The 22,270-nt window shown below is 67.9% G+C and carries 23 protein-coding genes and 1 pseudogene; 11 read left to right on the forward strand and 13 right to left on the reverse strand.

Annotated features, from left to right (window positions below; genetic code table 11):
* Positions 1-58: 58 nt before the first annotated feature.
* Complete coding sequence (locus VMT65_RS13920) at positions 59-844, forward strand: phosphatase (RefSeq protein ID WP_326308594.1); 786 nt, start codon at positions 59-61, stop codon at positions 842-844.
* Positions 845-849: 5 nt separating this feature from the next.
* Here VMT65_RS13920 and VMT65_RS13925 read toward each other — a convergent pair whose 3' ends face one another.
* Positions 850-1,869 (reverse strand): GlxA family transcriptional regulator, encoded by a 1,020-nt coding sequence (locus tag VMT65_RS13925; protein ID WP_326308595.1) that lies wholly within the window; start codon positions 1,867-1,869, stop codon positions 850-852.
* A 146-nt stretch (positions 1,870-2,015) separates the two neighbouring features.
* Here VMT65_RS13925 and VMT65_RS13930 point away from each other — a divergent pair, with 146 nt between their 5' ends.
* Positions 2,016-3,416, forward strand: coding sequence for an MFS transporter (locus tag VMT65_RS13930; protein WP_326308596.1), 1,401 nt, complete (start codon positions 2,016-2,018; stop codon positions 3,414-3,416).
* Positions 3,417-3,479: 63 nt separating this feature from the next.
* On the opposite strand, the gene VMT65_RS13935 is transcribed toward VMT65_RS13930, so the two are convergent.
* Positions 3,480-4,061, reverse strand: a complete 582-nt coding sequence (locus tag VMT65_RS13935) for an Rv2732c family membrane protein (protein WP_326309171.1) — start codon at positions 4,059-4,061, stop codon at positions 3,480-3,482.
* 291 nt (positions 4,062-4,352) lie between these two features.
* Positions 4,353-5,879 (reverse strand): tRNA (N6-isopentenyl adenosine(37)-C2)-methylthiotransferase MiaB, encoded by a 1,527-nt coding sequence (gene miaB / locus VMT65_RS13940; RefSeq protein WP_326308597.1) that lies wholly within the window; start codon positions 5,877-5,879, stop codon positions 4,353-4,355.
* Positions 5,880-6,057: 178 nt separating this feature from the next.
* Here miaB and VMT65_RS13945 point away from each other — a divergent pair, with 178 nt between their 5' ends.
* The 7 genes from VMT65_RS13945 (at position 6,058) to VMT65_RS13975 (ending at position 11,088) form a co-directional block, all read left to right on the forward strand.
* Complete coding sequence (locus tag VMT65_RS13945) at positions 6,058-6,786, forward strand: amino acid ABC transporter ATP-binding protein (RefSeq protein ID WP_326309172.1); 729 nt, start codon at positions 6,058-6,060, stop codon at positions 6,784-6,786.
* 53 nt (positions 6,787-6,839) lie between these two features.
* A complete protein-coding gene (locus tag VMT65_RS13950; protein WP_326308599.1) occupies positions 6,840-7,673 on the forward strand; it encodes a glutamate ABC transporter substrate-binding protein in 834 nt (277 codons plus the stop codon).
* Between the two features lie 82 nt (positions 7,674-7,755).
* A complete protein-coding gene (locus VMT65_RS13955) occupies positions 7,756-8,436 on the forward strand; it encodes an amino acid ABC transporter permease (RefSeq protein WP_326308600.1) in 681 nt (226 codons plus the stop codon).
* Positions 8,433-9,380 (forward strand): amino acid ABC transporter permease, encoded by a 948-nt coding sequence (locus VMT65_RS13960; RefSeq protein WP_326308601.1) that lies wholly within the window; start codon positions 8,433-8,435, stop codon positions 9,378-9,380. The genes VMT65_RS13955 and VMT65_RS13960 overlap by 4 nt, the downstream gene beginning before the upstream one ends.
* 108 nt (positions 9,381-9,488) lie before the next feature.
* Positions 9,489-9,776, forward strand: coding sequence for a hypothetical protein (locus VMT65_RS13965; protein ID WP_326308602.1), 288 nt, complete (start codon positions 9,489-9,491; stop codon positions 9,774-9,776).
* Between the two features lie 142 nt (positions 9,777-9,918).
* Positions 9,919-10,479: a DUF1990 family protein gene (locus tag VMT65_RS13970; protein WP_326308603.1), complete on the forward strand. Its 561-nt coding sequence runs from the start codon at positions 9,919-9,921 to the stop codon at positions 10,477-10,479.
* 75 nt (positions 10,480-10,554) lie between these two features.
* Complete coding sequence (locus tag VMT65_RS13975) at positions 10,555-11,088, forward strand: DoxX family protein (protein ID WP_326308605.1); 534 nt, start codon at positions 10,555-10,557, stop codon at positions 11,086-11,088.
* Positions 11,089-11,092: 4 nt separating this feature from the next.
* On the opposite strand, the gene VMT65_RS13980 is transcribed toward VMT65_RS13975, so the two are convergent.
* The 5 genes and pseudogenes from VMT65_RS13980 to VMT65_RS13995 form a co-directional block, all read right to left on the reverse strand.
* A complete protein-coding gene (locus VMT65_RS13980; RefSeq protein ID WP_326308606.1) occupies positions 11,093-11,518 on the reverse strand; it encodes a pyridoxamine 5'-phosphate oxidase family protein in 426 nt (141 codons plus the stop codon).
* Positions 11,519-11,734: 216 nt separating this feature from the next.
* Complete coding sequence (locus tag VMT65_RS38435; protein WP_442790247.1) at positions 11,735-12,157, reverse strand: hypothetical protein; 423 nt, start codon at positions 12,155-12,157, stop codon at positions 11,735-11,737.
* Positions 12,158-12,343: 186 nt separating this feature from the next.
* A pseudogene (gene recX / locus VMT65_RS38440) lies at positions 12,344-12,892 on the reverse strand (recombination regulator RecX); the annotation flags it as partial.
* Positions 12,893-14,172: 1,280 nt separating this feature from the next.
* Positions 14,173-15,207 (reverse strand): recombinase RecA, encoded by a 1,035-nt coding sequence (gene recA, locus VMT65_RS13990; protein ID WP_326308609.1) that lies wholly within the window; start codon positions 15,205-15,207, stop codon positions 14,173-14,175.
* Positions 15,208-15,378: 171 nt separating this feature from the next.
* Positions 15,379-16,401: an Lrp/AsnC family transcriptional regulator gene (locus tag VMT65_RS13995; protein WP_326308611.1), complete on the reverse strand. Its 1,023-nt coding sequence runs from the start codon at positions 16,399-16,401 to the stop codon at positions 15,379-15,381.
* A 95-nt stretch (positions 16,402-16,496) separates the two neighbouring features.
* Here VMT65_RS13995 and VMT65_RS14000 point away from each other — a divergent pair, with 95 nt between their 5' ends.
* The gene (locus VMT65_RS14000; RefSeq protein ID WP_326308612.1) at positions 16,497-17,906 is read left to right on the forward strand and encodes an MFS transporter; all 1,410 of its coding nucleotides are present in this window, start codon (positions 16,497-16,499) and stop codon (positions 17,904-17,906) included.
* 68 nt (positions 17,907-17,974) lie between these two features.
* Here VMT65_RS14000 and VMT65_RS14005 read toward each other — a convergent pair whose 3' ends face one another.
* From VMT65_RS14005 to VMT65_RS14015, 3 genes are read right to left on the reverse strand one after another with little or no spacing between them, the layout of a single operon-like run.
* Complete coding sequence (locus VMT65_RS14005; protein WP_326308613.1) at positions 17,975-18,427, reverse strand: nuclear transport factor 2 family protein; 453 nt, start codon at positions 18,425-18,427, stop codon at positions 17,975-17,977.
* A gap of 25 nt (positions 18,428-18,452) precedes the next feature.
* On the reverse strand, positions 18,453-19,340 hold the full coding sequence (locus VMT65_RS14010) for a pyridoxamine 5'-phosphate oxidase family protein (RefSeq protein ID WP_326309173.1): 888 nt from the start codon (positions 19,338-19,340) through the stop codon (positions 18,453-18,455).
* A 47-nt stretch (positions 19,341-19,387) separates the two neighbouring features.
* Positions 19,388-19,840, reverse strand: coding sequence for a VOC family protein (locus VMT65_RS14015; protein WP_326308614.1), 453 nt, complete (start codon positions 19,838-19,840; stop codon positions 19,388-19,390).
* A gap of 154 nt (positions 19,841-19,994) precedes the next feature.
* On the opposite strand from VMT65_RS14015, the gene VMT65_RS14020 reads away from it, so the two are divergent.
* A complete protein-coding gene (locus VMT65_RS14020) occupies positions 19,995-20,516 on the forward strand; it encodes a CGNR zinc finger domain-containing protein (protein ID WP_326308615.1) in 522 nt (173 codons plus the stop codon).
* Between the two features lie 48 nt (positions 20,517-20,564).
* On the opposite strand, the gene VMT65_RS14025 is transcribed toward VMT65_RS14020, so the two are convergent.
* Positions 20,565-20,756 carry a DUF3046 domain-containing protein gene (locus VMT65_RS14025; RefSeq protein ID WP_326308616.1) on the reverse strand — a complete coding sequence of 64 codons (192 nt, stop codon included), beginning with the start codon at positions 20,754-20,756 and terminating at the stop codon, positions 20,565-20,567.
* Between the two features lie 82 nt (positions 20,757-20,838).
* Positions 20,839-22,002, reverse strand: coding sequence for a glycosyltransferase (locus tag VMT65_RS14030; RefSeq protein WP_326308618.1), 1,164 nt, complete (start codon positions 22,000-22,002; stop codon positions 20,839-20,841).
* Positions 22,003-22,270: the final 268 nt, after the last annotated feature.

A 22,270-nucleotide genomic window follows, 5' to 3' on the forward strand; every position in this document is an offset into this window, starting at 1 on the left:
ATCCCCTGCCCCTCAAGATGATCGGCGTTGAACGCAGTTCCTGGTTACGCTCGAGTTCATGGCACCGAGTCGGGAACAACTGATCGCCCATTTGATCGCGACGGGGATGGCGGGGCCGGTGGCCACGCCGAGGGAGAACAATCTCGCGCACTATTGGCGGCTGGCACAACGCGATCCGGGGTTTCTGTTCGGGCTCGACATCGGCCCGGAGTGGGATGTCGACGCGATTTTCGATTTGATGGTTCGGAAGGTCGGGGTGGATTCGCGGCGGGATTTCCGGCGCGGGGTGGACACCATTGATCCGGAACGCACGGTGGCGGCGCTGGATCGGTACGCGGCGCGGTTCGACAAGGCGGTTCGGGAGCGGCAGCGGGTGCTGTTCGCCACCGGGCATCCGAAGACGCTCACCCGGCTGTATCAGCGGCTGGCCGCGGCGTTGGTCGAGGCCGGTGGCTCGGTGGTCGAGGCGGGCGCGGGAGCCGTCTGGGAGGATCAGACGCACTACGGCGTCCAGCGACTGCACATCGACTATTTCCAGGGCGTCGCCAATCTGATGGCCACGCGCGGGGCGATCCACACGCATTCGGCGGTACCGATCCGTTTGTCCCTGGAGGCGCTGCGTGCGGCCGGGGAGCCATGGCCGGATCTGGTTGTGGCCGACCACGGTTGGTGCGGCGGGGCGGCGCAGGCCGGTATCGACGCGATCGGGTTCGCGGATTGCAATGACCCGGCACTGTTCGTGGGCGAGGAGCTCGGCACGGTCGCGGTGGCCGTACCGCTCGACGACGGCATCGACGCCGAACAGTACGACCTGCTGGGCGAATACATTCTCGGGCGGGATTGAACCACTCAGTTGAGTTCGGCTGCGAGCGAGTGGGATTCGGTGATCACCTCGTGGCGGGTGGGGCGGTGGGCGCGGCGGTATTCGCTCGGGGAGATGCCCACTTCGCGGTTGAAGTGGGTGCGGAGGTTGGCGGCGGTGCCGAGGCCGCAGCGATCGGCGACCACGTCGACCGGAAGTTCGGTGAGTTCCAGCAGTTCTCGGGCTCGGATCAGGCGTTGGGTGAGCAGCCACTGCAGCGGGGTCGCGCCGAGTTCGGCGTGGAAGCGGCGGGCCAGGGTGCGGTCGCCGAGGTTGGCGTAGGCGGCGAGGTCCGAAACCGTGAGGGGGCGTTCGAGATTCGCCAGCGCCCATTCCAGGGTGGCGGCGAGACCCGAATCGCTGGGCCGGGCGGGGACCGGGGACTGCACGTATTGGGCCTGCCCGCCCGCGCGGTGCGGTGAGACGACCAGGTAGCGGGCGGCCGCGTTGGCGGCCTGGGAGCCGAGATCCTTGCGAATCAGGTGGATGCACAGGTCCATTCCGGCCATGGTGCCCGCGCTGGTGAGAATGCGGCCATCGTCGATGTAGAGGACGCCGGGGTCGATATCGAGGTGCGGATGCCGGGTGCGCAGGGCCTCGATGTGCCGCCAATGGGTGGTCATGCGGCGGCCGTCGAGCAGGCCCGCGGCGGCCAGCACGAAAGCGCCCGTGCACAGGGAGGCGATGCGGGCCCCGCGCTCGTACGCGGCCCGGACGGCCTCGACCAGGTCGGCGGGCGGATCCTCGCGGACGCTCGGCGTGGACGGGACGATCACCGTATCGGCGCGCACGAGGTCGTCGTAGTCGTGGGCGGTCAACGCCACGAAGGGATCTCGCAGCGTGGCGTGATGGGCTTCGCGCGGACCGCAGAGTTGGAAGTCGTACCAGGTGTCGGGATCGACGCCGATCGGCGGCTCGTAGAACACCTGGTACGGAATGGCGACCTCGAAGATCGGCATGCCGGGCGCGACGGCCACGGCCAGCGTGCCGGGACGATTCGTCTCCACGTTCCCACCTCTCGCAATGCCCTGATGCCCAACCGCGATACCCCGCGGCACACTTCCAACCTAGCGCGGTGGGTTGTCAGAAATCTAGCGGAGTGTGGCATTCCTGCCACTCGTGGATCGGGCCGCCGCCTCGGATAGTCGGAGACATGACCACGACGACCGAACGCACGACCCCAGTCCCCCAGCCGGATTCGCCGCCGGACCCGCGCCGGTGGCGGGTACTGGCCATTGCGGCGATCGCGCAGTATCTGGCCATCCTGGATCTGTTCGCGGTCATCGTCGCCTTCCCCGCCTTGCAGGAGTCCTTCGGGAACGCGTCCACCGGCACGGTGTCGTGGACGTTGAACGCCTACACGATCGTGATGGCCGCCCTCCTGGTTCCGGCCGGTCGGTTCGCCGACGACACCGGCCGCAAACGCGGATTCCTGCTCGGCATAGCACTTTTCGGCCTGGCCTCCATCGCCTGCGGCCTCGCCCCGAACCTGGCGGTCCTGATCATCGCCCGGGTGCTGCAGGCCGCGGCCGCCGCCATTCTCATCCCGACCGGTCTCGGCCTGGTGCTACCGGTCTTTCCGAAGCGCGAACACACCACCGTCATGGGCATCTGGACCGCCATCGCCGCGGCGGGTGGCGCGAGCGGCCCGGTCATCGGCGGCCTGCTGCTCCAGGCCGGATGGCGCTGGATCTTCCTGCTGAACGTGCCGTTCACGGTGGTGGCCTTCGTCTTCGGGCTGAAGGTGCTGCCCGATATCCAGCAGCGCGCCAACCGCCGCCTGGATCTGCTGGGCGCGGCCCTGATCCTCGGCGCGACAGCCGCTTTCACCACGGTGTTCGTGCAGGCCACCGACTGGGGCTACACCGCGCCCGCCACGCTGGGCTGTCTGCTCGCCGCGCTCGTCCTGACCGCCCTGTTCGTGCTGCACGTGCGCCGCCACCCCGACCCGGTGGTGAGCCCGATCATCCTGCGGCACCGCCTCTTCCGCACCGCCACCCTCGGCGTCTTCTGCTACTACCTGGCCTTCGCCGCCATGATTCTGGAGGCGACGCTGTTCATGACCGAGCAATGGCACTACTCGACGCTGCGCGCGAGCTTCGGGGTGGCGGCCATGCCGATCAGCTGCCTGATCATGTCCCCGTTCTCCGGCCGGTTCGTCGCCCGCTTCGGTGCCCGTGCCTCGGCCGCCCTGGGTGGCGCGGCCATCGCGCTGGGCTGCGCCTGGTGGACGGTGGCCACCGGCTTCTCGCATTCCTATGCGGTGGTGATGATTCCGGGCGCGCTGCTGGCCGGTGCCAGCACCGCGCTGCTGCAACCACCGCTGTTCGGGGCCTCGACACTGCTGCCCGCCGATCAGATCTCCCTCGGCTCCGGCACTTTGATGATGGCCCGCCAGACCAGTTCCGCGCTCGGCGTCGCCATCCTCACCGCCATTTTGGGCGGTGCCGCCACCCGGACCATGACCGAATTCCGGGCGGGCTGGATCTTCATGGTGGTCGCGGGCCTGGCCGCCACGATCGCCGGTCTCGCCTACCGTCCGGAGCGCGCCTGATCAGCGCGTGAAAAAGGCCCGGCGGCAACCGAACACGGTTGCCGCCGGGCCCCTGTCGAAGACTCAGTCCTCGCCGAACAACCGGCGGCGCTGCTGCTCCTCGGCCTTGGCCGCGGCCAGCCGACGCTGCTCCTCCGCGGCCAGCTGCACGGAGGTACGGGCCCACACCACGCGGACCCAGTGGAAGGTCAACACCATGATCGCGATGGTGGCCACGATCAATCCGACGCCCGGTCCGGCACCGTGATAGTTGCCCAGCCCCGGGGTCTGCCGGTGCCAGATCGACAGCACGCCGAACACGCTGGCGATCGCCGAGCCCGCCACCGCGATCCAGGCCAGCAGCCACCGCCGGGTGATCAACGCCAGCACCGAGAACCCGATCCCGAAGATCGTCACGAACCAGACGAACACCCGCGACGGCAACCCGATGTGGTCGCCCTGCGCGACCGTGTCGTAGAGCAGCACGTCGAAGCCGCGGGTCTTGCCCGCGTGCGGCAGCACCAGCGAGGCCAACAGCACGAACACCGACCCGGCGACCACCATGGCCCGCACGCCCGGGTCGATCTCCCCCGCGATCTTGCGTTCGACCGCTTCGAGATCCGACCGGAACTGCTCGAAGTCCTGATTGTTCTCCGCGGCCTTCATGCTCTCCTCGTTCGCCTCGGGGCTCGGTTCTGCCTGTCCTGCTTGCTCTTCCGGCCGCGCTCGCTCGCCCGATCGCTCCGGTTCCCGCGCCTGCTCCGACCGCTCGGCGGGCTCGTCGGGGCCATTGGACTGCTGCTCGCTCATTCCGCTCACGCCCTACTCGATTGGTCGGCGGCGTGCGGTCCGGAGTTCCCGCTCACGAGCCCGCACGTACCCCTGGCATCCTGCCCTATGACACTGCGTAGTTGACAGCGACCCCACCATTCCGGAGTGATGGAGAGCTGGCCGCCGTCAGTCGCCGCAGGCGGAACCGCAGCCCGCGGCGGCGGTTTCGACGACCACCGGCGCGCCGATGGTCGGCAGGCCGAGGCCGACGCCGATCGGCGCGGTCTTCGGGGTGATGCCGCGTTCGTGGGCGTCGCCCGCGCGGGTGCGGCGGTGAGTCAGGACCTCGCCGTCGGCGATCAGGTAGTGCGGGGCCGCGCCCGTCACGTCGATGGTGATGACGTCGCCGGGGCGAATCTCGGTGCCGGGGGCGGGATTGGCGGGCGGGCGGAAGTGGACCAGCCGGCCGTCGCGGGCGCGGCCGGACATGCGGGCCGTCCTGTCGTTCTTCTTGCCAGCGCCCTCGGCGACCAGGAGTTCGACCGTCGAGCCGATCAGCGCCTGATTGCCTTCCAGCGAAATCTGTTCCTGCAGTGCGATCAACCGGTCGTAGCGCTCCTGGACGACTTCCTTCGGCAGCTGATCGGGCATGGTCGCGGCGGGTGTGCCGGGGCGGATCGAGTACTGGAAGGTGAAGGCGCTGGTGAAGCGCGCCTGCCGCACCACGTCCAGGGTGGCCTGGAAGTCCTCCTCGGTCTCGCCCGGAAAGCCGACGATGATGTCGGTGGTGATGGCCGCGTGCGGCATGGCCGCGCGCACCTTCTCGATGATGCCGAGGAACTTGGCGCTGCGGTAGGAGCGGCGCATGGCCTTGAGCACGCGGTCCGAACCCGACTGCAGCGGCATGTGCAGCTGCGGACAGACATTCGGGGTCTCGGCCATGGCCTCGATGACGTCGTCGGTGAATTCGGCCGGGTGCGGGGAGGTGAAGCGCACGCGCTCGAGGCCCTCGATGTTTCCGGTGGCGCGCAGCAGTTTCGCGAACGCGCCGCGGTCGCGCTGCTCGTTCGGGTCGGCGAAGGAGACGCCGTAGGAGTTCACGTTCTGACCCAGCAGCGTCACCTCCATGACGCCCTGGTCGACGAGCGCCTGCACCTCGGCGAGCACGTCGCCGGGCCGCCGGTCGACCTCCTTGCCGCGCAGCGACGGCACGATGCAGAACGTGCAGGTGTTGTTGCAGCCCACCGAGATCGACACCCAGCCCGCGTAGGCGGACTCGCGCTTGGCGGGCAGCGTCGACGGAAACGCTTCCAGCGCTTCGATGATCTCGACCTGGGCCTCGTCATTGTGGCGGGCCCGCTCCAACAGCACCGGCAGCGAGCCGATGTTGTGTGTGCCGAACACCACATCCACCCACGGGGCCTTCTTGACCACGGTGTCGCGGTCCTTCTGCGCCAGACAGCCGCCGACGGCGATCTGCATGCCGGGCCGCTCGGCCTTGATGGGCGCGAGGTGGCCGAGGGTGCCGTACAGCTTGTTGTCGGCGTTCTCGCGCACCGCGCAGGTATTGAAGACGACCAGGTCGGCGGTGTCGCCGGCCACTGCCTTGACGTAGCCGGCATCCTCGAGCAGACCCGAGAGGCGCTCGGAGTCGTGCACGTTCATCTGGCAGCCGTAGGTGCGGACCTCGTAGGTCCGGGCCGGGGAATTCACCCAACCAGGGTAATAGCTGGCGCGCGGAGGCCATAAACCCGTCCTGACGGGCGTGACCGGCGTCTCGGTTGCGGCACAGTGCGGCCCCGGCAACTCAAAGACGAGCATTTCGGGCACGACATATATAGGGTCACTGGTCATGACCGACGCTGCCGATCCCATCAGCAACTCCGCGCCGATGATCTCGATGCGGAAAGTGGACAAGCACTTCGGCTCGCTGCACGTATTGCGTGACATCAATCTCGAAGTGCCCCGGGGGCAGGTCGTGATCGTGGTGGGACCCTCGGGCTCCGGCAAGTCGACACTGTGCCGAACCATCAATCGACTGGAGACCATCGACTCCGGCGAGATCGCCGTCGACGGGGTGAAGCTCCCCGACGAGGGCAAGGCGCTGGCCAAGCTGCGCGCCGACGTGGGCATGGTGTTCCAGCAGTTCAACCTGTTCGCCCACAAGACGATTCTCGAGAACGTGATGCTCGCGCCGGTGAAGGTGCGCGGGCAGAAGAAGGACGCGGCCCGCAAGCGCGCGCTCGAACTGCTCGAGCGGGTCGGCATCGCCAATCAGGCCGACAAGTATCCGGCGCAGCTGTCCGGCGGCCAGCAGCAGCGCGTGGCCATCGCCCGCGCGCTGGCCATGGATCCCAAGGTGATGCTGTTCGACGAGCCCACCTCCGCGCTCGACCCGGAAATGGTGTCCGAGGTGCTCGAGGTGATGGTGCAGCTGGCCAAGGACGGCATGACCATGCTGGTCGTCACCCACGAGATGGGCTTCGCGCGCCGCGCGGGCAATCGCGTGCTGTTCATGGCGGACGGGCAGATCGTCGAGGACGCCGAGCCCGAGGCCTTCTTCACCGCACCGAAATCGGATCGCGCCAGGGACTTCCTGGGCAAGATCCTTTCCCACTGACCCCACCCCACCCGGGAAAGACTCCCGCACTCCACGAGAGAACAGGACCTTCGATGAGGATCAACCACGCAATCCGGATCGCCGCCGGAGTGGCTGCCCTGGCGCTCGCCGTCACCGGCTGCGGCGGCGGCAGCAGCAAATCGGCCAGCCAGCACGCCGCCGGCGGCAAGCTCACCATCGGCATCAAGTTCGACCAGCCGGGTCTGGGCCTGCTGAACAAGGACGGCAGCTACAGCGGCTTCGATGTCGATGTCGCCAAGTACGTGGCCGACAAGCTGGGCGTGAAGCCGGAGAACATCACCTTCAAGGAGTCGCCGTCGGCGCAGCGCGAGACGCTGATCCAGAACGGGCAGGTCGACTTCATCGTCGCCACCTACTCGATCACCGACGCGCGCAAGCAGAAGGTCGACTTCGCGGGGCCGTACTTCCAGACCGGTCAGTCGCTGCTGGTGCGGTCGGACAATACCGATATCACCGGGCCGGAATCGTTGAACGGCAACAAGAAGCTGTGCTCGGTCAAGGGCTCGACCCCGGCGCAGAACATCAAGGACAAGTACGCCCACGAGGTGCAGCTGCAGGAGTACGACACGTACTCGCTGTGCGTGGAGGCGCTGAAGTCGGGCGCGGTCGACGCGGTCACCACCGACGACATCATTCTGCGCGGTTACGCGGCGCAGTCGCCGGGCGCGCTGAAGGTGGTCGGCAATACCTTCACCACCGAGAAGTACGGCATCGGCGTGAAGAAGGGCGACACCGAAACGCGCGGCAAGATCAATGACGCCATCGACGCCATGATCTCCTCCGGGGCGTGGAAGGCCGCGCTGGAGAAGGAATTCGGTTCCACCGGCTTCCAGATCCCGCAGCCGCCCACGGTCGACCGGTACTGAGTCACGGACACGTGCCGGGTGATTTCCGACTCATGAAATCACCCGGCGCGCTTCGTTTTCCGATCGGAGGAATGGGGCAGTCGTGTTCGACTTGATCTCCAACTATCACACCAAACTGCTCGACGCGTTCTGGGTGACCATCAAACTGACGCTGTATTCGGCGTTCTGGGCGTTGATCCTCGGCACCGTCGTCGCGGCCATGCGGGTGTCGCCGGTTCCGATCGCGCGGTGGATCGGCACCCTGTACGTCAATATCATTCGCAATACGCCGCTCACGCTGATCATCGTGTTCTGTTCGCTGGGCCTGTACCAGACCCTCGGGTGGCGGTTGGCACCGGAGGGGCCGAACAGTATCGCGGAGAACAGCTTTCGCTTCGCGATCGTCGGATTGAGTATCTACACGGCGGCTTTCGTGTGCGAGTCGCTGCGCTCGGGCATCAATACGGTGCCGTTCGGGCAGTCCGAGGCGGGGCGGTCGCTGGGGTTCACCTTCGGGCAGAACCTGCGCTATGTGGTGCTGCCGCAGGCGTTTCGGTCCGTGATCGCCCCGCTGGGCAGTGTGTTCATCGCCTTGACCAAGAACTCGACCATCGCGTCGGCCATCGGTGTCGGTGAGGCCGCGCTGCTCATGTCGGAGATGAACGAGACCGAGGCGGCGGCGCTGAGCATCGGTGCCATCTTCGCGCTCGGGTTCATCATTCTGACGCTGCCGACCGGGCTGCTCTTCGGTTGGCTGGCCAAGCGATTCGAGGTGAAGCGATGACCATCACCCTGGGCCACCGCGCTCCCGAGGCATCGGTCCTCTACGACGCGCCCGGACCCCGCGCACGGCTGCGCTACCGGATCTATTCCGTCGTCGTGATCGTGGTGGCGGCGGCCGCGGTGTGGTTCGTCTACCACGGCCTCGCCAACAAGGGACAGTTCACCTCGGCGAAGTGGAAGCCGTTCACCGAGAGCCAGATCTGGACCACCTACCTGCTGCCCGGTCTGCGCGGCACGCTGGAAGCGGCGGTGCTGTCGATCGTGCTGGCCCTCGTCTTGGGCATGATCTTCGGCATTCTGCGGCTGTCGGATCATCGGGTGATCCGCTGGGTCGCGGGCGCGGTCGTGGAGATCTCGCGCGCGATTCCCGTGCTGATCCTGATGATCTTCCTGTTCAACCTGTTCGGCACCCAGAACGTCTTCCCGTCCGACCAGTTGGCGCTGGGGGCCGTGGTGGTGGCGCTGACCATCTACAACGGGTCGGTCATCGCCGAGATCGTGCGCTCGGGCATCCGGGCCATCCCCAAGGGGCAGACCGAGGCGGCCATCGCGCTGGGCATGCGCAAAACGCAGGTGATGGTGACCATTCTGCTGCCGCAGGCCATTACCGCCATGCTGCCCGCGCTGGTGTCGCAGATGGTGGTGGCGCTCAAGGACTCGGCGCTGGGCTATCAGATCACCTACCTGGAGATCGTGCGCCGCGGTACGCAACTCGGTGCGGCGGAACAGAATCCGATTCCGGCGCTGATCGTGGTGGCCGTCATCATGATCCTCATCAACTACACGTTGACGGTGATCGCCACCCGCGTGGAGAAGTGGCTGCGCACCCGCAAGCGCGGCTCGCGCGCCGCGCTCGCCGCGGGCGGCATCGCGCCGCCGCCGGGCATGGCGATGGCGGACGGGACCGCCGCCGGCGTGATCGGCAATCCGGGCACGGGAAACTGACCCGATTTCCCGGTTCGGGGTCGTGAACCCCGAACCGGGACCGGGCATTCCGGGAATGCTGCGCGGACCTGCGGACAAGCGCTCCGCCCACCTCGCATACTGGAAATCATGAACGAAGACGACAGCGCTCGAAGAGAATTCGTCTTCGGGCTTTTCTTGATCACCGTCATCACCCCACTCATAGCAGGCCTAACCGCCTTCGCCGCCGCCCTGGGCACCTTCTTCGCCTCCCGAGGCCTCGACCGAATCCTCACCCGCCGCCGAGCCAAACCCACGGCCGGTGCGGGCCGACCATCCGTACCCCGCATGTCCACACATCGCACGTACCGCCGTGCCGACACCCGCCACGCCCGCCGCGCCCTCTCCACCCGCCGCCCGGGCGGCGTCCTCCACTGACCTTCCGCCCCGAATCATTCCACCCGGCAGCCCATCCGGGCACGCCCCCGAACCTCGGTCGTACGCGCCATGCGCTCATTGATGTGGGCCACACGGGGCACGGTCGAGCCGGCTGCCCGGGTGCGGGCCTAGGGTGAGGCTCGTGGATGGATCTCCGACGACGGCGGAATTCAGTTATGACGTGCCAGGGGCGACCGAACCGGGTGAGACGGTGTGGGCGGGCGCGGTCCCGGGGTTCCGGCGGTTCGAGCGGACCGTGGTGGTCGGTCGGGGAGATGATTGCTGGGAACGGCTCGGTGCGGAGGTACTGCGCTGGGGTGTCAAGCGGCGCAGCGGTTTTCGTGTCGCAGCTCTGGACGAAGCGGGCTCGGTTCTCGATGACGCCGATCTGCGGGTGACTCCCGGCGCGAACTTCCGGATCACCGCGGGGTGGGGGCCGATCACGGTTCGAGAACCGGTTCGAGTCGTCGAGGTCGTGGAGACCGCGATGCGCGTCGGGTTCTCCTACGGCACGCTTCCCGGCCATCCGGTGTCCGGCGAGGAGGCCTTTGTCCTGCATCGCGACGGTGACGCGGTGCGGCTGACGCTGCGGTCGCTGACCCGTCCTGCGCCGGGTGGTACCTGGCGGGTGGCCTTCCCGGCGTTGTTGCTGGCTCAGTGCTGGTATCGGGCCCGCTACCTGCGTGTTTTGAAAGAGGATTGAACCGGGGAGGGGGCCGTGTCGTATCTGCTTACAGGGTGGGAGCTAGAGGTTGCTTATCAACCGGAGCGAGATGCGATGACCACCAATATCAGCGATAGGCGCTCTATCAAGCGGGGAGAGAGCACCGATTCCGGTGCCGCCGACATGGGGCTGCTGGTCTTGCGGGTGTTTTTCGGCGGGCTGCTGTTTGTGCACGGGAGCCAGAAACTGTTCGGCTGGTTCAATGGGCCGGGTTGGCACAAGACCATCGCGGGCTTCGACAAGCTCGGCTATCACCCGGGAAAGCTGTTCGGCACGCTGGCCGGACTGTGCGAATTCACCGGCGGCACACTGCTACTGCTCGGACTGCTCACCCCGCTGGGCGCGGCGATCATTGTCGGGAGCATGACCAATGCCATGAACGCGACCTGGCATCACGGTCTCATGGGCTACGAAAGCGCCCTCTTGTTCGCCATCGCCGCCCTGACGCTGGCCTTCGCGGGCCCCGGCCACTATTCCGTGGACCACCTGCTGCCCTGGGGTCAGCGCCGTGGCCCGATCTGGGGCGCGGCCGCGCTCGCCCTCGGGCTGGCGGCCGCGCTGATCACACTCGAGTTCAAGTGGCACTAGATCCTTACACCGTGCCCATATCGGCCGAGAGCCACTGCTCGGGCCGCATGAACACCACGACCTGCTCCCCCAACGACTCGGCGAACTTCAAATAGCCATCCACCTTGTCCGCCGGAAGATACCGCTCGGCCATCTCCCGCACGGGCCCCTCATCGGTCATGGGCTCTATCCGCACCACCGGCCCCTCCGCCGTCACATACCGCACCGACGGCGTCAAAACCTGCGCCATGATGCTGAACCGCCCCGCCTCCTCCAACGCCCGAGCCTTCTTCGACCCCGCCCCGGTCACCACCCACAACTCACCCCCCGGCGAATACTGATACCAAATAGGCACATTGAGCGGCGCCCGCCCGTTCCCCACGGCCACCGCAAGCGCACCGATATGGGGTTGAGCCAAAAACTCCTGTCGTTCCTTCAATGTCAATGCCATGACCTCACCGTACGACCCCCCACCGACACTCAGCCGACGGCAAGGTCATACGCCCGAGCGAATGCATCCGCCCGGTCGGCATCATTCAACTCCCCGCTCGAATACCCGAAACAGCCTCTCACCCACCGCATCCCGGGTCAGTCACGCCTGCGCCGCACCACCGAGACGGTCGCACGGCGGCACCCCGAACCCGTTCCGGCCCCACCCCGGGTTCTGTCAGCCATCTTCCCGCGCGGCACAAGCCATTTCGTCTTTCACCACCGAGTAGGCCAGGGATTGGGTGAAGCCGCGGCGAGCCAGGAGGCCTACCAGACGGCGGATGGTCTTCTCCCGGTCCAGGTCTCGGGGGAGGCTGCGAAGTTTTGTGCGGACAAGGTCGGCGGCTCGCTCGCGGTCGTCATCGAGCGACGGCGAATCCGGTGTGCCCACGGCGTGATTCTCGTCCAGGGCGGAGTCCTCCGCGTCCACAGCTCCCGGACCGGGATCTGAATCGAACTCACGCCCCGCCGTCACCCGAGCGCGACGGCTCAACGCCGAACCCCTGCCCAGTGACGGTTGCTCGGCCTCAGCCCATGCGGTCAGTTCCGCTGACACCGCGGCGTAGGCGGTGGCGGAGGTGTAGCCGCGGCGGGCCAGCATGGCCACTAGGCGGCGGGTGGCGGTGGCGCGGTCGAGTGTCGGTGACAGGGTTCGAAGTTTGGCGCGGACCAGTTCGGCTGCGGATTCGGCATCGTCGGTGGGCGATTCGGGTCGCGGCGCGGCACCGGTGCGGCGTCCGCGAGCTGGACCGGAATCAGTGGGCAGGCGACCGGTGGTCGATCCGTCTTCGGTACTGGCACCGGAGCGGTCGCTGGACTGCAGGTCGGCGGGTTCGATGCGGTGGGTTGGGGGGAGGGCGGAGGTGACGACCTCGTAGGCGGTGGCAGGGTTGTAGCCGCGGCGAGCCAGCATGGCTACGAGGCGGCGGATGGCTTTGTCGCGGTCGAGATCCGGGGAGAGCGAGGGCAATTTGCGGCGGACCAGCTCGGCGGCTCGGTCACGCTCGTCGGCCGCCGTCACCGATTCCAGCGCGGGTTCGGCATGTTCCGGCGCAATCCCCTTGCGCCGCAACTCCTCCGCGAGCACCTTCTTCCCCTTGCCCGCATAGGTGTGCCGCGAGTGCACCCACTGCTGCGCGAACGCCGCATCATCGATCAGCCCAACCTCGGCCAACCGATCCAACGCCCGCTTCGCCACCCCCGCACTGAACCCCTTGTCCGCCAACCGATCCGCCAACTCGAACCGACTCCTGGCCCGATCCGCCAACAGCCGCAAGCACACTTCTTTGGCCTGCGCCTCAGTGCCGCCACCCACCAGTGCCCCCGATTCCGGCAACCCCCCACCGGAATCCGCGTTCCCCCCGCGCCGACGCCCCCTCCGCCCACGCACCCCACCCCGACTCGCGCCCTCCTCCCCAAGATCGCCGCTCGCCCCCTCGGCGAATGGCTTCCCCCCACGTCCCCTGAAATCCGCAGCAGCCCCTTCAACACCACGCCAATCCGCCCCGGTGCCAGACCACTCGGCCCCGCCGACCATGTAGTCGTCGCCGACCCCGTCAGCTCCGCCCAACCCGCCACGGACAACCCCCGCGGCTCCCCCATCGCTCCGATCCCGACGCCGACTTCTCTCGCGTGCCGCGCGGCCCTTCCGCTCCCCGCGCTCACTCTGCCCAGCTTCGCCTGCATCAGCGGCCGCAGTCGCCGCGGCCAGCGCCACACGAGCCGCCCGCAGCTTCTCCTCGCGCGTAGCGCTCGGTGCGATGGTCTCCCCGGCACCACACCAGTCCGCCCCGTTGGACGTATCGGCTGCGCCCGCCGGGTCAGTGTTGTCCCATCCCGTATCGGTGTTCCCCGCGGCTCCCCCAGCGGCCGGATCTCCTCCATCCGCCGTGCGATTCTTTCGCTCCCCGCGCCTATTTCGCTCGACCCCGCTGACGTCGGCAGCAGCCGCAGTCGCCGCGGCCAGCGCGGCACGAGCCGCGCGCAGCTTCTCCTCCCGGGTAGCGGTCGGCGAGATTTGCGCTGTGGCAGAGCTGTTCGAGCCGTGCGGGTCCGCCAGATCCGCGGTTGTGGCCGGGTAGGAGTGGCCGGAGGGATCGGGGTTGGGTGCTTCGTCGGGGCCGGGGGTAGTGGGCGCTTCCTCTCGCCACTGCCCCGGCGCGCGACGTCGCCCGGTGGGCGGACGGCGGGGGTTGGCTGGATTGGGGGACTGGGCGCTTTCACCGGAGTGGGGGTCCGACGGCTCGTCGAGGTCGCTCGGTGGGGTGTCGAGGACTGCGGACTGGTTGGTTGTGCGCCAGGTCGAGTGGTCGTTGTCGACGGAAAACTGGTGGGGGGCGGTGGAATAGCCCGATGGGCCGTAGTTCCAGGTACCGGTGCCGGATGTGTAAGGGTCGGCGGAACTCCGGCCGAAGAGGTCGTGAGTCGGGTCCGAGGTGGGACCGTAGAGGTCCTGACCTGGGTTGGAGGCGCGGGGCCGGGAAGGCGCGGCGCGGTTGGTGGAGCGGGACTCCAATTGGCGGCGGAGGCGTTCTACCGCGTCCAGGCGGGGGGTGGGCCCCGGCGAATCAGGCCGGGGCCCTTCGGGATCCCGAGGGGTCATCGATCAGGAATCGATCAGAAGTCGGCGGGGGCCTCTTCGGCGGTGACGTCCGCGCCGATGCCGAGCTTTTCCTTGATCTTCTTCTCGATCTCGTCGCGGACATCGGTGTTCTCGAGGAGGAACTTGCGGGCGTTCTCCTTGCCCTGGCCGAGCTGATCGCCCTCGTAGGTGTACCAGGAGCCGGACTTGCGGATGAAGCCCTGCTCGACACCCATGTCGATGATCGAGCCCTCCTTGGAGATGCCGACGCCGTAGAGAATGTCGAACTCGGCCTGCTTGAACGGCGGCGAGACCTTGTTCTTGACGACCTTGACGCGGGTGCGGTTGCCGACCGCGTCGGAACCGTCCTTCAGCGTCTCGATGCGGCGCACGTCCAGGCGGACCGAGGCGTAGAACTTCAGCGCCTTACCACCGGTGGTGGTCTCCGGCGAGCCGAACATGACGCCGATCTTCTCGCGCAGCTGGTTGATGAAGATGGCGGTGGTGCCCGAATTGTTCAGCGCCGAGGTCATCTTGCGCAGCGCCTGGCTCATGAGGCGGGCCTGCAGACCGACGTGGCTGTCACCCATCTCGCCCTCGATCTCGGCGCGCGGCACCAGGGCGGCGACGGAGTCGATGACGATGATGTCGATGGCGCCGGAACGCACCAGCATGTCGGCGATTTCGAGCGCCTGCTCACCGGTGTCGGGCTGGGAGACCAGCAGCGCGTCGGTGTCGACGCCCAGCTTGCGGGCGTACTCCGGATCCAGCGCGTGCTCGGCGTCGATGAACGCCGCGACACCGCCCGCGGCCTGCGCATTGGCGACCGCGTGCAGGGCGACGGTGGTCTTACCGGAGGACTCCGGACCGTAGACCTCGACAATGCGCCCGCGCGGCAGGCCGCCGATGCCGAGGGCGACATCCAGCGAGATCGATCCGGTCGGAATCACCGAGATCGGCTGGCGCGCCTCTTCTCCCAGACGCATGAGCGCGCCCTTGCCGAAGCTCTTCTCGATCTGCGCCAACGCCAGATCGAGGGCCTTGTCACGATCGAAAGCCGGAGGTGCCATCGTCAGTTCCCCTTCTCAACGGGTGTCACGTGCTGTGGTTGGCGCCCACGTTAGAGGGAGGCACCGACAAGTTCCGACGACGAGCTTAGACGAACAAGTGTTCGACGCAAGCGACGCGCTGAACGACACGCGAAAGACCTGGTGGCAAATCCGCGGCAAGCACCCGAACCCTCAGGGCACGACCGCGACCTTTCGATCGTCGATCAGCGTCTGCGACTGCTTGAACATCCGCAGCGCGGACAGGACCTGGACATCGTTGATCCCCGGCAGCACGCCCAGCGATTCGGTGACGTAGCGGTACATGTGCGCGGTGTCATGGCACACCAGCGAGACGGTCAGATTCGCCGTCCCGGTCGTCGCCGCGACATAGGCGGCCTCCGGATGAGTGGCGATGGCCTTCCCGACCGCCTCCAGATCGCCGGGCCGCACCCGCATCCACAGCATGGCCCGTCCCGTGTAACCCATTCGCTCCAAGGCGAAGTCGAGATCGAAGTACAGCACCCCGGACTCGACCAGCTCGCTCATGCGCCGCGCCACCCGGCTCGCGCTCCACCCGGTGGCGGTCGCGATCTGCGCGTAGGAGGCCCGTCCGTCACGTGCCAGGATCGCCAGCATCACTTCGTCCTCGCGCGTCAGCTCGACCGCCCGCTCCGGTCCGCGCGGCTCCCACATGGGCGGGCGCGGGCCGAGTTGGCGCAGTTGCTCCGGGGTGAGCAGGTAGCTGTAGCGCGGCCATTCCTCCTCGAACGGAAACTGCCGCATCACCTCGTGCACGGTCAACTCCAAGACCTGACTGGCCCGCGGGATCATGCGCAGCAGCAGTTCCTCCTGCCGCTCCACCGACCGCGGCCGACACACACAGCTCACTTCGAATCCGTTGGACAGCAAGGAAACCCAGCTCACATCGGGCTGCCGGGCCAGGGCCTCGGCCAATGCGACCGCCCGGCTGGGCGCGGTCTTGATGCGCAGAATCCATCGGGTGCGCCCGAGCGGCACCGTATTCACCTGACCGGCGACGTGCAGCATGCCGCGCCGCCGCAGCGACCGGTAACGCCGCGCGACCGTTTGCTCGGAGACGTCGAGGATGGCCCCGAGCCGGGCGAACGGGATGCGGGCGTCGGTGACCAGGCCGTGGATGATCTGCTTGTCGAGCGTGTCCAGGACGGAGGATTCGTCCAGATTTTCGCCATCCATGGGAGGAATCCTTCGCGAGAGGCGGTGCGGCTATGGGATACCAGCGTTCCCCACCAGTCTAGGTGACGAAATCGCTCGTACTTCTGGAGGTTCCCATGCGGAAATGGCTCCCCTTGCTCGCGGCCTGCCTGGGCTCGTTCATGCTGCTCATCGACGTCACCATCGTGAATGTCGCCCTGCCCGACATCGCGGCCGACCTCGGCACGGGCCTGTCCGGATTGCAGTGGGTCATCGACGGTTACGCCCTCGCCCTGGCCGCCCTGCTGCTCATGCTCGGCTCGCTGGCCGACCGCTTCGGCGCGAAACCCACCTATCTGATCGGCCTGGCACTGTTCGCCGCGGCCAGCCTCGGTTGCGGGGTGGCCGGGTCGGCGGGCGTGCTGGTGGCGGCGCGCGCGGCGCAGGGCATCGGCGGTGCGGCCATGCTGGCGACGACGCTGTCGCTGCTGCACGCCACCTACACCGGCCGTGATCGCGGCATCGCGTTCAGCGCGTGGGGCGCGGTGTCGGGTGCGGCCGCCGGTGTCGGTGTGGTGCTGGGCGGCGTGCTGACCGATCTGCTGTCGTGGCGGTGGATCTTCTTCGTCAACCTGCCGATCGCGGTCGTCGCGATCATCCTGTCCGCCATGGCTTTCGGACCGTCGCCGCGGCGCGCGGACCGCCGTGTGGACTTCGCCGGCATGCTGAGCTTCACCCTCGCCGCGACCGCCGCCACCTACGGCATCATTCGCGCGGGTGAGCACGGCTGGGGCGATCGCGGTGCCGCGGTGGCGCTGATCGGCGGCGCGCTAGCGCTGGTGACGTTCATCGTCATCGAATCCCGCAGCGCGGCACCGATGTTGCCGCTGCCCCTGCTGCGCGGCGCGGGCTTCACCGCCACGCTGATCGCAGCTGCCGGAATGAGTTTCGCCGCTTTCTCTAGCAGTCCCCTGCTGTCACTGTGGCTGCAGCAGTACCTGCACCTGAGCCCGCTGCGGGCCGGACTGTCCATGCTCCCGCTGTCGGTGTGCGCGTTCCTGGTCTCGGGCGTCTTCGGCCGACTGCTGCACGACGTCGCACCGAAATGGACCATCGGCGGCGGCCTCACGCTGATCGGCGCGGGCAGCGCGCTGCTGACCATCATCGACACCGGATCGTCCTGGGCCGCTACGATTCCCGGCTACCTGGTGATCGGCGTCGGTGTCGGGGTCATGGCTCCGCCGCTGGTGGCGGTCGGCCTGGCTGCGGTCCCGCCACATCAGAGTGGCACCGCGGCCGGTGCGATCAATACGGCGCGGCAGCTGGGCCTGGCCTTGGGAGTGGCCGTGCTGGGCACCGTCTTCCGCAACGCGGGCTCGGGCAAGACGCCCACCCACGGCTTCATCGACGGCCTGAACTCGGCGACCATCACGGCCGGTGTAATCGGAATCCTGGCGGGCACACTGGTCTTCACCCTCTATTCCCGATCCGACCGCACCACCCCCGCGGCCCCCGCCCCCACACCGGAACCCGCCCATCTCGCCTGAAAGATCAGGGAGCTCTCAGCGAGGAATTCGCCCGAATTCACCGCACCGGGAGCTCCCTGATCTTGTTGCTAGTGCAGGGGAAGGGGTGCGGTGTCCTCTTCGGGGGTGCGGGGGCCGAAGATGCGGCGCTCTTCCTCGGCTATGGGGATGTCGTTGATGCTGGCCTCGCGGCGGGACATGCGGCCGTCGGGCGCGAATTCCCAGAGTTCGTTGCCGTAGCTGCGATGCCATTGGCCGTTGTCGTCATGCCATTCGTACTGGAAGCGAACGGCCATGCGGTTCTCACGGAAGCCCCACAGCTCCTTGCGCAGGGCGTAGCCGTTCTCCTTGGCCCACTTGCGTTTCAAGAAATCGATGATCTCCGCGCGGCCGGTGAGAAACTCATCGCGATTGCGCCAGACCGAATCCTCGGTGTACGCCTGGGCGACGGTTTCGGGATCGCGGGTGTTCCAGGCGTTTTCGGCGGCGCGGACCTTCGCCTTGGCGGAGTCCAGGTCGAACGGGGGCAGGGGTGGACGCATCGGGAGCCTTTCGAGAAGCGATGGGTCAGGGGTTGACCGGTGAGAGTTCGGGGACACCCCACCGCAGCGGTGTGCCGCCCGAGATCTCGACGACCTCGGTGAGGGTGAAATCGATGGAGCACTGGGCACCGGCGGTGAATGTGGTTTCGTTCCAGGATATTTCGGCTGTTCCGGTGAGCTGGAGGGTGACGCCGGTGCGCCAGTCCGGGATCAGCAGTCCGCAGTGCGGGTTGGCGGCGATATTGCCGAGGGTCATGAACATGGAGTTGCCGCGGTAGTCGGGCCAGCGCAGCCGGGTCGGCGAGAGGACCTGAAGGAAGCCGGGATTGCCGCCGCGATGGGAGGCATCGGCATTGCCCGAGGGGTCGGCCGAGGCGACGAAGAAGGCGTCGGCGGCCGAGACCAGCCGCCGCTGCGCACCATCGAGCGCTCTGGAGCGCCGGACCTCCGCTGTTCCGCCCGGCACCCACTCCTCGATGCTGCGCCGGGAGATGTATTTCGGGCAGTTCGAATACACCTGGTCGGTGGTGATCCGCAGGCCGGTGGCGGTCGGCTCGGCAATGCCATTGACCCGCATCCGCCGCAGCAGCTGCGGCTGAATCGCGAGCATGCCGAGATGCCTTGTGCCACAAAGTGGTTCGGCCAGCGGATCACCGGCGACCGGCACCGCGTCGACCGCGATGGCCCGATCGCCGATGGCACGCGCGAACCCCGGCGGCCCGATCAATTGGCTCGCCCACATCCGCCCGTCGTCATCGGCCGCCGCCACCACGACCATGGGCTGCTCGGCCAGGAATTGCGCGGCGGGGGCCGGAATGTCGGGCCGAATCATGCGGCCCACGCGTTCGGCGATGTGCGCCTGGCCCAAGCGCCGCTGCACGGCCAGCTCACCGGCATGAAAGATGCTGCGCATCGAGCTGCCATTCACACGAATTCCCTTACGGACACCGGTATCTCGGCTCAGAAGAACCCGCAGGTGGGTGCCGCGCCGCTCGGGGCGGGCGCGTGCTCGGCACCGCTGGGTGCGTAGACCTCGAGTCGAATCCCGTCCGGATCGATGAAGAAGATGCCACCCGAAGACGCACCCTCACCGTGGGCGACGACACCGTCGTGCGCGAAGGACACCTCCAACTCCTTCAGCACCGATTCCACTTCCCGCACCTGATCGATGGTGTCCACCTGAAACGAAAGGTGGTGCAGGCCGGGTGTTTTCACCGAGAACTCGCCGTCGCTCTGCTGCCACAGGGTGACCTGCAATTTCCCGTCACGGCCGAGGAAGGCGAAGCGGTGCGCCCCCTCGCCGCCCGCGCCGAGCTGTTCGAAACCGAGGGCGCGCCGATAGAACGCGACCGACCGGTCGAGATCGGTGACATTGAGGCCGATATGCCCGGTGGCGAGAACGGGTGCGGTCATGAGGGACCCCTTCGGAAGATATAACCGTTATTGAATGTTTGACAGGTTAGAAAGTAGCGGCGCAGACCAACCGCAGTCAACCCCTATAGTGACTTTCACCGGTTAGAAGGGAGTCGCGAACCAGATGACAGCACCCCGGCGGTTACCCTCAGGCGTGCCGAATCCACGCCCCCACCTCGGTGAACCGCTAGCCCTGGACCTGCTCAATACCCGCTGGATTTCGACCGAAGGCCGCCAGGACCTGCTCACCGACGTGCCCGGCGTCCGGCAGTGGCTCGCCGACAACGACCTCGATCTGCCTGCCGACGAGCCCACCCGGCAAGCCCTGATCACCGCCCGTGAAGCCATCCTGCGCGCCGTCAAGGGCGATACCGCCGACGACCTCAATGCCGTACTCGCCCACGGCCGCGTCCGCCGCGCCCTCACCCCGACCGGTCCGGCCTCGCTCCCCGAGGTCGCCGACCCGGCGCACCTCCCCGGCTGGCTGGCCGCCGACAACCTCCTACACCTGCTGGCCGGCACCCCCGAGCGCATCAAACAATGCGCCCACCCCAACTGCGTCCTGTTCTTCCTCGACACCTCGAAGAACGGCACCCGCCGCTGGCACTCCATGGCGGCCTGCGGCAACCGCGCCAAGGCCACCCGCCACTACGCGAAGAAGACACACTCGGACTGACCCCGAACCCGGGGCGGCTCAGCGCAATTCGTCACCCTCGCGGGCGCGTCACCACCGCGACTTGGGCACATCGAATTCCGCGCACAGCGCACGCCACACGTCCCGGGGATCCACCCCGGACTCGATCGCCTGCGCGCCCGTCTTGCCCATGGTCGGCAGCACATGATCTTTCAGCAGCACGTCACCGCGTGCCGTTCCGAATTCGGTATGCAACAACTCCTGGAACTCCGTCAATCGCACGGCGGCGAGCCTACGCCAATCTCGGACGGCCCGGCCAACCCCGACCGCCGCGGCCCGCGCCGACCGGCACGAAGCGGACAGGTCAGGCGGGGTCGGGCGATTCGACCGCGGCGTGGCAGACCTCGACCGGGTCGGTGACCACGGAGATGCCGGTGGCGGCGGAGCGGGCGGCATCGGTGTAGGAGGGGTCGTCGAGGATGCGTTTGACGGCGTCGCGCAGGGCCTCGGGGGTGGCGGGGCGGACCAGGATCGAACTGCCTTGGCGGGCGGCGCGATTGGCGAGTTCCCACTGGTCGCCGCCGCCTGGGACGGTGACGATGGGTACGCCCGCGAGGAGGGTTTTGGCGAGCAGGCCGTGGCCGCCGCCGCCGATGACGACCGCGGCGTGGCGCAGCAGCTCGTCCTGGCGGCCCAAACCGGCTGTGGCCCAGGCGGGAAGGTCGGCGGGCGGGGTGTCGAGGGTGGAGATGGCGACGCGGACGCCCGCGCCCTCCAGGGCTTCGAGGGCGAGGTCGGCGAGGCCGGCGGTGCCGGTTTGCGCGGTGGAGGGGGCGACCATGACCAGCGGCTCGTCACCCGGCGGCAGGTCCAGGATGTGGTCGGTGGGCTCCCAGAGCAGCGGGCCGACCAGGTGCGCGTTGTCGGGCCAGTCCGGGCGCGGCACCTCGAGGGCGGGCAGGGTGGCGACCAACCGGGCGGTCGGTCCCGGATCCTGCGGCGGCAGACCGACGCTCGCGCGCGCCTGCGCGCGCTGCAGTTCGCCGCGGCGAATCGCACGCGAGGTCAGGCCGCGCAGCACCGAATCCCGGGCGCGGCCCCGCACGCCCTCGCCGATCGCGAGCCCGCTTCCAATGGGCGGCAACCCCTTCGAGGGGAGGTACAGCGGATGCGGGGAAAGCTCCACCCACGGCAGCTTCAACCGCTCGGCGGCCATTCCGCCCCCGGCGGTGAGCACATCCGACACCACCAACTCGGGCAACATCGCACTCATCTCCGGCAGGATCTCGCTCGAAATGTGCGCGGCCCGTTGATGAATCCTCGCTCCCGCGTCCTCATCATCATCCTCGGCACGCGGCGCGAGCCCCTTGAGCCGCCGCACCCCGATCCCCACCCCCCGCGCGGCCTCGAACCACCGCGGACTGGTGAACAACACCGGCTCGTCCCCGGCCGCCAGCAGTCGCTCACACAACGCAATAGCCGGGAACGCATGCCCCGGATCCGGCCCTGCCACAACAGCTACTCGCACGCCCGCCACCTTGCCACACTCCCCCGACCACTCCCCCACCTACCGACCTTGACACCCCACCACCAAGATCAGGGAGCTCCCATCGCGGCGAATCGGACACATTCCCGCCACGAATGCTCCATGATCTTGCTCGCCGCTTCGGTGAGCTCCGTCCACGCGAGCTCGGGGCGAGGCGCGGGCCTGGCGACACCACCGGCGCGGGGAGTCACCTACGGGGCCAAGGACGAACCGGCGCAAACGAATCCAGGACGCGCGAGCTGCGCACAGA

The organism is Nocardia sp. CDC153, from assembly GCF_035818515.1.
GTDB lineage: Bacteria > Actinomycetota > Actinomycetes > Mycobacteriales > Mycobacteriaceae > Nocardia.

Coding starts and splice junctions, on each gene's coding strand:
- VMT65_RS13975 (WP_326308605.1), top strand. CDS start 10,555: ATGACCACCAATATCAGCGATAGGCGCTCTATCAAGCGGGGAGAGAGC.
- VMT65_RS13945 (WP_326309172.1), top strand. CDS start 6,058: ATGATCTCGATGCGGAAAGTGGACAAGCACTTCGGCTCGCTGCACGTA.
- VMT65_RS14015 (WP_326308614.1), bottom strand. CDS start 19,840: ATGACCGCACCCGTTCTCGCCACCGGGCATATCGGCCTCAATGTCACC.
- VMT65_RS13995 (WP_326308611.1), bottom strand. CDS start 16,401: ATGGATGGCGAAAATCTGGACGAATCCTCCGTCCTGGACACGCTCGAC.
- VMT65_RS38435 (WP_442790247.1), bottom strand. CDS start 12,157: ATGCTGGCCCGCCGCGGCTACACCTCCGCCACCGCCTACGCCGCGGTG.
- VMT65_RS13930 (WP_326308596.1), top strand. CDS start 2,016: ATGACCACGACGACCGAACGCACGACCCCAGTCCCCCAGCCGGATTCG.
- VMT65_RS14010 (WP_326309173.1), bottom strand. CDS start 19,340: ATGCGCAGCATCTTTCATGCCGGTGAGCTGGCCGTGCAGCGGCGCTTG.
- VMT65_RS13980 (WP_326308606.1), bottom strand. CDS start 11,518: ATGGCATTGACATTGAAGGAACGACAGGAGTTTTTGGCTCAACCCCAT.
- VMT65_RS13950 (WP_326308599.1), top strand. CDS start 6,840: ATGAGGATCAACCACGCAATCCGGATCGCCGCCGGAGTGGCTGCCCTG.
- VMT65_RS13920 (WP_326308594.1), top strand. CDS start 59: ATGGCACCGAGTCGGGAACAACTGATCGCCCATTTGATCGCGACGGGG.
- VMT65_RS14000 (WP_326308612.1), top strand. CDS start 16,497: ATGCGGAAATGGCTCCCCTTGCTCGCGGCCTGCCTGGGCTCGTTCATG.
- VMT65_RS13935 (WP_326309171.1), bottom strand. CDS start 4,061: ATGAAGGCCGCGGAGAACAATCAGGACTTCGAGCAGTTCCGGTCGGAT.
- recA (WP_326308609.1), bottom strand. CDS start 15,207: ATGGCACCTCCGGCTTTCGATCGTGACAAGGCCCTCGATCTGGCGTTG.
- VMT65_RS13960 (WP_326308601.1), top strand. CDS start 8,433: ATGACCATCACCCTGGGCCACCGCGCTCCCGAGGCATCGGTCCTCTAC.
- VMT65_RS14005 (WP_326308613.1), bottom strand. CDS start 18,427: ATGCGTCCACCCCTGCCCCCGTTCGACCTGGACTCCGCCAAGGCGAAG.
- VMT65_RS13965 (WP_326308602.1), top strand. CDS start 9,489: ATGAACGAAGACGACAGCGCTCGAAGAGAATTCGTCTTCGGGCTTTTC.